We start from the raw sequence: 11,944 nt of genomic DNA, 5'->3' as shown, positions 1-11,944 counted from the left end.
CCTTGTGCCGTGTGCGCTCGGCTTCGCACGCTTGCTGAAACACCGGAAAACCGACACCCAGCTCGCTTTCGTGCCGCCCCAACCTGGCCTGACCCGCCATTGACACATCGTCTTCTATAGCCGACATTGACCATATAGCGAACGCATTGTCCATATAGCGGACAGCACGCAAATTCAGCAGAACAACGACAGGAGACCCCATGACGACCCTTGACACCCCCATGCCCGCCGATCTGAAGATGAAGCCCTACCAGCTCCCCAACCCGAAGGAAGCGCCGCTGGAGATCGTGGTCAATCCGGCCGTGCCGGAGGACGAACGCATCTGGGTGCCGCAGGCGGAGAACGTGTGGTTCCGTCCGCTGTGCCTCAATGTCTCGCAGGGCTACTGGACCAACCTGCTGCGCGTGCGCAAGTCCGGCGTGCTCTCGCGCCACCGTCATCCGGCACCGGTGCATGGCATGGTGCTCAAAGGCCGCTGGCGCTATCTGGAACACGAATGGATCGCCGAACAGGGCAGCTATGTCTTCGAGCCGCCTGGCGAGACCCACACCCTCTACGTGCCTGAAGACGTGGAAGAGATGATCACCTACTTCCACATCACCGGCGTGATGTTCTATTGCGACCCCTGGGGCAAGTTCGAAGGCTATGAGGACGTCTTCACCAAGCTCGACATGTGCCGCAAGCACTATGAAGCGGTTGGACTGGGCAGCGACTACGTCAATCGCTTCGTACGCTGAGGATGCACGAAATGACTTATTCCCGCGCCTCCCATGACTTTGGCGACTGCGTGGCCGTAGTCACCGGCGGCCATGGCGGCATCGGCGCGGCCATCGGCGCACGTCTGGCCGCGGGGGGCGCGCAGGTCGTCGTCTGGGACCAGCAGCACGATGCTGCCTCGCCCTATCGGCAAGAAATCCTCGACATCACCGATGCCGCTGCGGTCATGCAGGCCGCACAGCGACTGCTGGCCGACACCGGGCGCATCGATTTCCTCATCAACAACGCCGGTTACGCCGGCCCTACCGTGCCGCTGGACGAGTACGACGTTACCCAATGGCATCGCATCGTGCAGGTCAACCTGCTGGGCGTCTTCCATGCCTGCCGCAGTGTGACGCCGGCCATGCGCGCAGCCGGGCGCGGACGCATCGTCAACATCGCCTCGCTGGCCGGCAAGGAAGGCACGCCCAATGCCTCGGCCTACAGCGCCGCCAAGGCAGGCGTCCTGGCGCTGACCAAGTCCTTGGGCAAGGAGCTGGCCGAGACCGGCGTGCTGGTCAACGCCATTGCACCGGCCGCCGTGAAGACCGCACTGCTGGAGCAGATGTCGCCGGAGCATGTGCAGACCATGATCGCCAAGAGCCCCATGCGTCGCCTGGGCACGGTCGATGAGGTCGCCGACATGTGCGCATGGCTGTGCTCCGGGTCCTGCAGCTTCAACACCGGTGCCGTGTTCGATCTTTCGGGCGGGCGCGCAACTTACTGAGCGGCTTGCCGCTCGGCCACCAGAATCATCCGGGCAAGCAAGGATCGCATGCCTGGGCAGGCACAAGCAGCCCAGGCAGCGCCGGAAGAGCAACACGCGGGGACGGACTCCACACCGTCCTCAAGACCGCATCCTTGCATGACGCTTCGGCCATGTAGCTGCGCGACAGACGCAGCCGGTACGAAGCACGCCAATGGCAGCACATCATTCACACTGGAGACGTAACCCATGGAAGTCCAAAAGGAAAAGAGCCCCCGGCTCAAACGCATACAGGTAGTCGCACTGAGCTTCCTGATGCTGGCAGGCATCGTCAACTACCTCGACCGCAGCACGCTCTCCATCGCCAATCACTCGGTGAGCCAGGAACTCAATCTGTCGGCCTCGCAGATGGGCCTGCTGCTGTCGGCCTTCTCGCTGGCCTATGCCTTCTCGCAATTGCCCATCGGCGCCATGCTCGACAAGTTCGGCGCGCGCGTGATGCTGGGGGCGGGCATGTTCGTGTGGTCGGTGGCACAGCTGGCGGGCGGCTTCGTGAGCAGCCTGCAGCAGTTCCTGGTGGCGCGGGTGTTCCTCGGCCTGGGTGAGGCGCCGCAATTCCCGGCCGGTGCCAAGGTGGTCTCGGAATGGTTTGCCATGCGCGAGCGCGGCGGGCCGACCGGCATTTTCGTGGCCTCCTCCACCATCGGTCCGGCGCTGGCGCCGCCCATCCTCACGATCCTGATGCTCTCCTTCGGCTGGCGCATGATGTTCGTCATCATGGGCGTGATGGGTATCGCGGTGTCGGTGGGCTGGTACCTGTTTTACCGGAATCGCAACGAAGTCCAGCTCACGCCTTCCGAGGTGCTGTACCTGGCCGACGACCATGACAACGAGCCCAACGCCAATGCCAAACTGAGCTGGTCAGAATGGAAGAGCCTCTTCACCTATCGCACCACCTGGGGCATGCTGTTCGGCTTCATGGGCGTGATCTACATGGTGTGGCTGTACCTCACCTGGCTGCCCGCCTACCTGGAACATGAACGCCATCTCTCCATCGCGCGCACCGGCTGGGTGGTGGTGATTCCCTACATCTTCGGCACGCTCGGCATGCTCTCCTCGGGCTACATTGCCGATGGCCTGATGAAGCGCGGCATGCCTGCCATCCGCAGCCGCAAGTGGCCGATCTGCGCGGGCTTGATCGGTGCCGGCGCCTTCACCATTCCGGCCGCCTATACGCCCAGCACCACCATGGCCATCGTCTACATCTCGCTGGCCATGGCCTTCGTGAACATGGCTTCCGGTGGCGCCTGGGCGCTGGTCTCGGTGGCCATTCCGCGGCGCCTGGTGGCTTCGCTGGGCAGCATGCAGAACTTCGGCGGCTATCTCGGCGGCTCGCTGGCACCGGTCATCACGGGCGTGGTGGTGGACCAGACCCACTCCTTCGTCAATGCCCTCCTGATCAGTGCCGCCGTGGCCTTTGCCGCCGCGCTGGTCTACATGTTCGTGGTGGACAAGCCGATCGACGCACACGCCGCCTGAGGCAAAACTTCACTCGTCAGTAGCCTGACCCGATGCCGCCGCCCGTTGGTAGCGGCATCCAGCCAGTCTCCTGCCACTCACAAGAAGGAACCTTCATGAGCTTCATTCCCGACCTGCTCCGGGGCAAGACCGCCCTCGTCACCGGCGGCACCCAAGGCATAGGCGCGGCCGTCGCATGCCAGCTCGCCGCACTGGGTGCACGCGTCATTGCTGCCGGCCTGCCGCCCTTGGCGCATGAGCCATTCGAGGGCAGCGGCATCACCCTGGCGGAGATGAACGTGGCCAGCGAAGACAGCGTGCGCGCGGTGCTCGCCGGCCTCACGCAACTCGATATCGTGGTCAACTGCGCCGGCATCATCAAGCGCGGGGAAGAGCTGGAGACCGAGGTCTTCGAGCAGGTCATCGCGGTCAACCTCACCGGCACCATGCGCGTCTGTGCTGCCAGCCGCGAACTGCTCAAGCAGTCCGGGGGCTGCATCGTCAATACTGCCTCCATGCTCAGCTTCTTCGGCGGCGGGCTGGTGCCGGGCTACAGCGCCAGCAAGGGCGGCGTGGCGCAGCTGACCAAGTCGCTGGCCATCGCCTATGCGGCCGACGGCATCCGCGTCAATGCGGTGGCGCCGGGCTGGATCGCCACCCCGCTCACGCAAGCCCTGCAGGACGACCCCGTACGCGCCGGGCCAATCCTGGCGCGCACACCGCTGGGCCGCTGGGGCAAGCCGGAAGACATCGGTCAGGTGGTTGCTTTCCTGTGTTCACCGGCGGCCTCCTTCATGACCGGTGCCATCGTGCCGGTCGATGGCGGCTATCTGGTGGCCTGACACCACCGCAATCGTTTCACGTGCAATGCCATTTGCCCGCGCCGGCTCCAGACGGCGCGGGATTTTTTGCAAACGGGCTCGGCTATAATCTGGCCCGAATCCGGTAACCCATTCCGTACCGCCATGTGGTCCGTTTTCTGGTCCGATCCCCGTACCGTTTCCTGCACCGCTCATGCCCGACCAAGACCAACAACCCGACGACGCCAACAAGATTGCAGGCACGGCCGCCTTCTCCAAGTTCATGGCGGTGCTGCAGCTCATCGCCGACCAGGAAGCGCCGCTCTCCATCGCGCAGCTGGCTGCGCTGTCGGGCTATCCGCGCCCCACGGTCTATCGCATCCTCGGCGCGCTCATGGCCGAGGGCATGGTGGTGGAGAACCCGCGCAGCAAGCAATATGAAGTCGGGCCGCGCCTGATCCATCTGGCCAGCCGCGCCTGGGACCGCAGCGACATCCGCACCACGGCCATCGAGCCGTTGCGCCAGCTGCGCGACATCACCCGCGAGACCGTGCATCTGGCCGTGCCCAGCGACCACAGCATGGTCTACATCGAGAAACTGGAAAGCCCGCAAGCCGTGCGCATGGATTCGCGCATCGGTACGCGCGTAACCTTGTATTCGAGTTCAGTGGGCAAAGCCTACCTGGCCGCACTGGAACAAGCGCAGCGCGAGCGCCTGATGCGCGCGCTGCATCTGCAAGCCTTCACGGCCAACACGCACACCACGCTGGAGGCCCTGCGTGCCGATGTCGACGAGACCCGCACGCGCGGCTATGCCGAAGATCGCGAAGAGAACGAAGCCCAAATTTTTTGTTATGGCGCGGCCATCATCGGTGCTGATGGCGTACCGGTGGCCTGCGTGAGCGTGAGCATTCCGCTGTATCGCCGCCTGGCCGATGCGCAGCAAGCCTATGTGATGCCGCTGCTGCAAGCCTGCGCGAACATCTCGCGCAGGCTTGCCGGACCGGGCTGAATCCGGTCCGCTTCCGCCCTCACTCTCTGCACTACCCGCAGGCGATCAAGCCTCGGGCGGCAATTCCACCTTGTAGATTTCCTTGCCTTCAGTGTTGTGGAGGGTGACTGTCAGGGTCTTGCTCCTCGCATCGATCTTGCCGATCCCGAAGAACTGCAACAGTTCAACCGGTGAGCGGTTCTGCTTCATGTCAGCCGGGACGCTGACGAAGCGCACGTCCGGACCGAAGGTGCGATCGATCTCGCCTGGTCCGAAGGTACCTGCATTGATCGGGCCGCCGACGAATTCCCAGAACGGTTTGAAGTCGGTGAACTGGGCGCGCTCCGGTGCGTAGTGCGTGGCCGAGGCGTAATGCACATCCGCTGTCACCCATACCACGTTCTTGATGTCATGCTGCTTGATGAAGCGCAGCAGTTCGGCCACCTCCAGCTCGCGTCCGGAGGGCTTGCCATGGTCGGCATTGGCCCAGGCCTCGAAAGTCCCCTTGGGGACATCGGCATTCAGATCGGGGACCACGATGGAGAGCGGCATGTCGCTGGCGATGAGCTTCCAGGTCGAGCGCGAACGCAGCAGCGCCTGCTTGATCCAGCGCATCTGCCCGGGGCCGAGGAAGTCGGCGTCGTGGCCGCCCTTCTGGCGGTTGGGAGTATTGCGGCCGCGATAGCTGCGCTCGTCCAGCATGAACACCTCCAGCAGCGGACCGTGGTTGAAGGCGCGATAGATGCGGAAGGGATCGGCGCTGTCGATGCGGAAGGGATTGTGTTCGAACATGGCCTGGCGCGCGCGGGCCGCCAGCACGTCGATGTTGCGTTCGTCGTAGCGCTTTTCGGCCGCACCGATCACCTGGCCGGGATACCAGTTGTTGCGCACCTCGTGGTCATCCCACTGCACCAGGAAGGGCACCTCGGCGGCGAAGCGGCGCTTGTTGGCGTCCAGCATGTTGTAGGCGAAGTTGCCGCGATAGTCGTCCAGCGTCTGCGCGACCCTGGACTTGGCTTCGGTCACCACGTTGCGCCACAGCGTTCCGTCCTCCAGCTTCACTTCGGCCTGGATGGGGCCATCGGCATAGATCTGGTCGCCCGAGTGGATGAAGAAATCCGGACGGAAGCGGCGCATGCTTTCATAAACACGATAACCGCCCCACTGCTCATTGATGCCCCAGCCCTGCCCGGCTTCGTCGCCCGAGAAGGCGAAGGTGATGTCGCGCGCCTGGCCCTGTGCAGAGGCAGGCAGCATGAGGCTGCCGGTCAGCGTTTCGCTCAGGGCCGATTCATGCTGCAGGTCCTGGAAGCGCACGCGATAGTAGACGCGTTCTCCGGCCGGCAGGCCACGCAGGTCCACGCGCGCAGTGTAGTCCTCGCGTGCCAGCGCGGTAGGGCCGACGATGCGCACGGGATTGCTGAAGTTCTCGCGGGTGGAATACTCGACCAGCATGCGCGCACTGCGATCGGTACGCGCCCAGAGCATGGCGCTGTCACGCGTCACATCACCGCTCATGACGCCGCCGGGCAATTGCGGGCGCAGGCGTTCGGAGGTGATGATGGCCGGTGCGGCGGAAAAGGCGGCCGGGGCGCTCAAGGTGGTGGCGGCGGCCACCGTGGTCAGTGCGCTGTCGCGCAGGAAGCGGCGACGGCTGTGGTCGGCTGGCGGGTATTGGTCTGGCATGGCGGCTCCTGTGAAGGTGAGGGATACACGGGGGGAGCTGCAATCTAGCAATCCAATATGACCGTCCAATGAAACCATGATGACCAATCCTGACCGCAGCTGAAATGCAGTCAGTCGCTCGAAAATATACGCCCCCTCCGCGCAGTGATGTTCTTCGGTGGACCCGTCACGCAAGGGCATTTACGGAAAGTCGGTGGAGACGGAGACCTGTTCCCATGCGTCGATCTCCTGACTCATCTTCGTCAGCTTTTCCCGCACCAGCCTGACTGCATCGCTGCCCAGCAGGAGATGCTCCGGGGCGTTGACATCGCCGGCCAAGGCCAGGATTACCTGCGCCGCCTTCGCCGGATCGCCGAGCTGGTGACCGCTCTTGGCCTGACGCGCAGCGCGGATCGGATCGATCACTGCGTCATAGTCGGAGAGGCTGCGCGGCGAACGGACCATGGAGCGGCCTGCCCAGTCGGTGCGGAACGAGCCTGGCGCTACCGCCGTGACCTTGATGCCGAAGTCAGCCACTTCCTTGGCCAGGGTCTCTGAAATGCCTTCCAGAGCAAACTTGCTGCCACAGTAGTAGGCGATGCCCGGCATGGTAATGAATCCACCCATGGAGGTGATGTTGATGACATGGCCGCGTCGCCGCGTCCGCATGGCCGGCAGCACGGCCTTGATCATGGCGACGGCACCGAAGACATTGACGTCGAACTGATGCCGCATCTGCTCCAGCGAAGACTCTTCCAGTGCCCCTTCATGACCGTAGCCGGCGTTGTTGACCAGGACGTCGACAGGACCAAGGCGCTCGGTCGCGCTGCCGATGACACTGTCAATGGAAGGAAAATCGGTGACATCGAGCACCACTGCCGTCGCCCGCCCCGGTGCGAGGTGCTCGAAGACCGCTCGCGCCTCCTCGTTGCGCACTGTGCCTATTACTGTATGTCCCGCCTGCAAGGCCGCATGGGACAGCGCACGTCCAAAACCTGAGCTGACACCCGTAATCAGAAAATTCAATTTGTCGGACTTCTGCATGACCATCGCCACATCTCCCGTGAAACCGCCCTCCTGACGAACCAAACCGGTTCATCACCCGGGAAGGCGACGGCTTCAATGATAGGCAGGTGCACTTGACTGCACCATGTCGGTTGGCATTCAATGTTTGCCTAAACCTATCAATTGACGATGACGGGACGCATGAAGACATCTCAAGCTTTGACCTCGGGTGTGCACCAGCGCATGGTGGACCTGCTCATGCAGCTCGCGCCTGAAGAGGGCTACAACCTCTCGCTGCTGCCGGATGTGCGCCTGCTGCGTTCCAATCGCCGCCTGCGTGAAACACCGGTGCTCTACGAGCCGGGCATCGTCGTGGTCGTGCAGGGAAGAAAGCGCGGCTACCTGGGCGGGAAGACCTATCTCTATGATGCCCGCCACTATCTGGCCGTCTCCGTGCCGGTGCCATTCACGATGCAAACCGATGCCAGCGCGAAGGCGCCACTGCTGGCGATCTACTTCCGGCTGGACTTCCAGCTGCTGGCCGAAGTGCTCTTGCAGATGGACCAGACCGATGTGCGCGCCAGTCCGCAAACCATGTTCGCTACCCGGATGGACGAGAGGATGTCGGCCTCCGTCCTGCGCCTGCTGGAGGCCATGTGCATTCCGATGGAGGCCCGCATACTGGGCCGCTCCCTGGTCAAGGAAATCTACCTGCGGGTACTCAGCGGCGAACAGGGCGCCTCCATGCGAGCCGCATTGCGCAATGACGGACAGTACGCAAAGGTAGCTCGCGCCATCCGGAAGATCCATGCCGCCTACGCGGACAAGCTGGACGTGGAACAGCTGGCGCAAGAAGCCGGGATGAGTCCGCCATCCTTTCATGCGCATTTCAAGGCGGTCACCGCCACCTCGCCCATGCAGTATCTCAAGTCCACGCGTCTGCATCAGGCGCGTCTGCTGATGTTGCGCAACGGCCTGACGGTAGCCGCAGCCAGCGCCACCGTGGGCTACGAAAGCGCATCCCAGTTCAGCCGTGAATTCAAGCGATTGTTCGGCATGACGCCCGTGCAGGAGGTCACCAGAATGAAGACCGCCTACGCGCTTCCCGCGCCGGATCCTGCTGCGCTGTTCGTATCATCGCACTAGGCGGGCCCTAGGTACGCGGCGTTTCCTGCGGCTCCCACGGAGGATGACTGCCGAAGTCCTCGGCGAGATAGTCGACGAAGCGGCGCACTTTGATCGGAATTCCCCGCGCGCCGGGAAGGCGAAGACCATGGGACTCGCGCACCAAAATGCAGCTCATCAACCTGGAGCATGCCCGCAACGCACGAAGTTCGTGCGCAACGTTCACTGACAAGATCCTGATGCACCAGAAAAGTCGTTTCAAATCAAGGAACTGCGAATTTTTCACCAAAATGGAACGGAAATTGCTTTAGTCCTGGCTTTCAAGCATTTTCTTGCACACTTTTTGGGAGATTTTCTGGTGGACGATCACAAAAACGGCGCAGACGCCCTCTTCATCCTGCTGGGGGCGATCATGATTCTGGCCATGCACGCCGGCTTTGCCTTCCTTGAGCTGGGGACGGTACGCAAGAAGAACCAGGTCAATGCTCTGGTGAAGATCCTGGCGGACTTTGCGGTCTCGACCATCGTCTATTTCTTCATCGGCTACTACGTGGCCTATGGCGTGAGCTTCTTTGCGGGAGCCGAGACGCTGGCCCAGCGCAGTGGTTTCGAGCTGGTGAAGTTCTTTTTCCTGCTGACCTTTGCGGCGGCCATTCCGGCCATCATCTCGGGCGGCATTGCCGAGCGTTCCAAGTTCAATCCGCAGCTGGTGGCCACGGCCGTGCTGGTGGGTGTGGTCTATCCCTTCTTCGAGGGCATTGCCTGGAACCAGCACCTGGGTGTGCAAGCCTGGCTGGCGGCGACCTTCGGTGCGCAGTTCCATGACTTCGCCGGTTCCATCGTGGTCCACGCCGTAGGCGGCTGGATCGCCCTGCCTGCGGTGCTGCTGCTGGGTGCGCGGCGTGGCCGTTACAGCAAGGAAGGTGCGGTGGCGGCGCATCCCCCCTCCAACATACCCTTCCTGGCCCTGGGCGCATGGATTCTGACGGTGGGCTGGTTCGGCTTCAACGTGATGAGCGCGCAGACGCTGGACAAGATGAATGGCCTGGTCGCGATGAATTCGCTCATGGCCATGGCCGGGGGGACGCTGGTGGCCCTGATGATGGGACGCAACGATCCCGGTTTTGCCTACAACGGTCCACTGGCCGGACTGGTAGCGGTATGCGCTGGCTCGGACCTGATGCACCCGCTGGGCGCGCTGGTCACGGGTGGCATTGCAGGCGCGATTTTCGTATGGATGTTCACCCGCACGCAGAACAAGTGGAAGATCGACGATGTGCTGGGCGTATGGCCGCTGCACGGGCTGTGCGGACTGTGGGGCGGACTCGCAGCCGGCATCTTCGGCTTGCAGGCCCTGGGCGGAAGGGGCGGTGTGTCGTTCATGTCGCAGCTCATCGGCAGCCTCATGGGCATTGCCATTGCGGCGGCAGGAGGCTGGATCGTATATGGCTTGCTGAAGAAAATGGTGGGGATTCGTCTTGATCCGGAACAGGAATTTGAAGGCGCGGATCTGGCCATTCACAAGATTTCTTCGACCGCTGAAAGGGAGACCAGCTGGTAAGTCCGGTGAGGCAATGCAGATGAAGTCCGTTGATTGCGGCAAACGCTGACGGACGCATTGATTGCGACGCGAAAACGCCAACACAAAAGAATCAAGCCAAACAATTTCCCGCCTGCACTTGCACTTCTGCGAACTCGTGCATTTGACGATCAAATGCACAAGAGTTCTATGAAGACTGGAAATCCTGATTCGTTTCAGCTGCATTCAATGTGGCCATGAGCCGGTCCCGGACAACCGACAGGATTTCGTCTGCCAGAGGGAGATCATCCGGACATGCGCGCGACATGACGAGTGCACCGACCGCACACGCCAAGATGCTCAGGTTTTGAGCCCTCTCCTCTCTCCCCTCGAACGAATCCGATTCTGCGCTGAGCTTGCTTAGCGTTGCCAGCATCTTTTCGATACCTGCTGCAAAGCTGGCTCGAACAGCCTCGGGCTGGCGCGCAGCGTCCCCGCCTAGCGCAGCGATCGTGCATCCATTCGTCCGGTTGTCCCGATGGGCGCGAGAGAGATAGTGCCTTACCAGCTCAGCAATCTCGATGCCCACGGATTGCTCTGCAGTCTGTGCGAGACCACAAGCCGCCGATTCTGCAATGAGGTCGGATTTGGAGGCGAAGTGCTTGTAGAACCCGCCATGAGTAAGACCCGCGGCGGACATCAAATCGGCAATGCCGACCCCATCATAGCCGTGCTCACGAAACAACAGAGACGCAGTTTCAACAACGCGCGCACGGTTTGCCTGTACCTGGGCCTTTGTAACCTTCATGGATATCTCATCGTGAAATGTTCAGCAGTGAGAATCCTACCACATTTTGATTATGACTATAATCAAAGTATTGACATCAATGATTATGATCATCATCATTGCATCTCTACCTGCCTCGACTCTTTGCCCCCTGCTCCACGCGATCAGGGCGCCGGGGGAGTGGGGAATTTAAACAACGCAATCGCCAGCGAACAAGGAAACCCGCCATGAGCAAGTTACCGACAGCCCTTATCACCGGAGCCTCCAGCGGCATCGGTGCCACCTATGCCCAACGTTTGGCCCGGCGAGGTCATGCACTGGTGCTGGTAGCACGGGATCATGAACGTCTCAACAAATTGGCAGCCAGCTTGCACGATGACACCGGCGTGGCCGTCGAAGTCTTGCCCGCTGATTTGACGAACCCGACCGACCTGGTCGGACTCGAAACCCGCTTGCGCGAGGACTCCGACATCGAAGTGCTTGTCAACAATGCCGGAATTGCTCAGTCAGGCCGGTTTGTTGAGCAGACGGCGCAAGGCATTGATCGCCTGATTGCACTCAATACGACGGCGCCCACCCGCCTTGCGGCCGCAGTGGCGGGCCGTTTTGCCGGGTCCGCGAGAGGCGCTATCGTCAATATTGGCTCCGTCGTGGGTTTCGCTCCCGAGTTCGGAACCGCGATCTATGGCGCCACCAAGGCCTTTGTCCTGTTTCTGTCCCAGGGACTGCACCTGGAGCTTTCTCCCAAGGGCGTCTACGTTCAAGCGGTTCTGCCTGCGGCGACGCGCACGGAAATCTGGGAGCGTGCAGGAATCGATGTCAACACGCTGCCTGAGGTCATGGATGTCGGCGAACTGGTCGATGCCGCGCTGATCGGATTTGATCGCCGCGAACTGGTCACGATCCCGCCACTTCATGTCGCCGAACGATGGGAAGCGTTGGAGCAAGCTCGTCTATCTCTGCTGGGAGATATCCGGCAAGCGCATGCCGCACAACGCTATCAACTCAAGTAAGTATCCGCCTATAACCGCTCTGTCACGCACTCCCCTTTCACGGGCGAGTGCAAACAACG

The 11,944-nt window shown here is 62.0% G+C and carries 11 protein-coding genes; 8 read left to right on the top strand and 3 right to left on the bottom strand.

Annotated elements, in window-relative coordinates:
- Window positions 1-200 precede the first annotated feature (200 nt).
- The 5 genes from ACODSZ_RS08335 to ACODSZ_RS08315 all read left to right on the top strand — a co-directional run bounded on the left by ACODSZ_RS08335 (window position 201) and on the right by ACODSZ_RS08315 (window position 4,792).
- Window positions 201-737, top strand: coding sequence for a 2,4'-dihydroxyacetophenone dioxygenase family protein (locus ACODSZ_RS08335; protein ID WP_008325415.1), 537 nt, complete (start codon window positions 201-203; stop codon window positions 735-737).
- Window positions 738-748: 11 nt separating this feature from the next.
- Window positions 749-1,483: an SDR family NAD(P)-dependent oxidoreductase gene (locus ACODSZ_RS08330; RefSeq protein WP_175344248.1), complete on the top strand. Its 735-nt coding sequence runs from the start codon at window positions 749-751 to the stop codon at window positions 1,481-1,483.
- Between the two features lie 228 nt (window positions 1,484-1,711).
- Window positions 1,712-3,001: an MFS transporter gene (locus ACODSZ_RS08325; RefSeq protein ID WP_488927387.1), complete on the top strand. Its 1,290-nt coding sequence runs from the start codon at window positions 1,712-1,714 to the stop codon at window positions 2,999-3,001.
- Between the two features lie 95 nt (window positions 3,002-3,096).
- Window positions 3,097-3,822 carry an SDR family NAD(P)-dependent oxidoreductase gene (locus tag ACODSZ_RS08320; RefSeq protein WP_175344250.1) on the top strand — a complete coding sequence of 242 codons (726 nt, stop codon included), beginning with the start codon at window positions 3,097-3,099 and terminating at the stop codon, window positions 3,820-3,822.
- 172 nt (window positions 3,823-3,994) lie between these two features.
- On the top strand, window positions 3,995-4,792 hold the full coding sequence (locus tag ACODSZ_RS08315; protein WP_175344251.1) for an IclR family transcriptional regulator: 798 nt from the start codon (window positions 3,995-3,997) through the stop codon (window positions 4,790-4,792).
- Between the two features lie 45 nt (window positions 4,793-4,837).
- Here ACODSZ_RS08315 and ACODSZ_RS08310 read toward each other — a convergent pair whose 3' ends face one another.
- Together ACODSZ_RS08310 and ACODSZ_RS08305 are read right to left on the bottom strand one after the other, a co-directional pair.
- Window positions 4,838-6,457, bottom strand: coding sequence for an alkaline phosphatase D family protein (locus ACODSZ_RS08310; protein WP_488927386.1), 1,620 nt, complete (start codon window positions 6,455-6,457; stop codon window positions 4,838-4,840).
- A 180-nt stretch (window positions 6,458-6,637) separates the two neighbouring features.
- Complete coding sequence (locus tag ACODSZ_RS08305) at window positions 6,638-7,480, bottom strand: oxidoreductase (RefSeq protein ID WP_488927461.1); 843 nt, start codon at window positions 7,478-7,480, stop codon at window positions 6,638-6,640.
- A 162-nt stretch (window positions 7,481-7,642) separates the two neighbouring features.
- Between ACODSZ_RS08305 and ACODSZ_RS08300 the strand changes: the two genes are divergently transcribed.
- Window positions 7,643-8,587: an AraC family transcriptional regulator gene (locus ACODSZ_RS08300; RefSeq protein ID WP_175344254.1), complete on the top strand. Its 945-nt coding sequence runs from the start codon at window positions 7,643-7,645 to the stop codon at window positions 8,585-8,587.
- 337 nt (window positions 8,588-8,924) lie between these two features.
- The gene (locus ACODSZ_RS08295) at window positions 8,925-10,127 is read left to right on the top strand and encodes an ammonium transporter (protein WP_008325388.1); all 1,203 of its coding nucleotides are present in this window, start codon (window positions 8,925-8,927) and stop codon (window positions 10,125-10,127) included.
- A 166-nt stretch (window positions 10,128-10,293) separates the two neighbouring features.
- Here the strand turns inward: ACODSZ_RS08295 and ACODSZ_RS08290 are convergent, their stop codons facing one another.
- A complete protein-coding gene (locus ACODSZ_RS08290; protein ID WP_175344255.1) occupies window positions 10,294-10,893 on the bottom strand; it encodes a TetR/AcrR family transcriptional regulator in 600 nt (199 codons plus the stop codon).
- Window positions 10,894-11,099: 206 nt separating this feature from the next.
- Between ACODSZ_RS08290 and ACODSZ_RS08285 the strand changes: the two genes are divergently transcribed.
- Window positions 11,100-11,885 carry an SDR family NAD(P)-dependent oxidoreductase gene (locus tag ACODSZ_RS08285; protein ID WP_488927385.1) on the top strand — a complete coding sequence of 262 codons (786 nt, stop codon included), beginning with the start codon at window positions 11,100-11,102 and terminating at the stop codon, window positions 11,883-11,885.
- The last annotated feature ends 59 nt before the right edge of the window (window positions 11,886-11,944 follow it).

Source organism: Herbaspirillum sp. FG34 (assembly GCF_057809315.1).
This window is presented reverse-complemented; position numbering and strand designations above follow the sequence as displayed.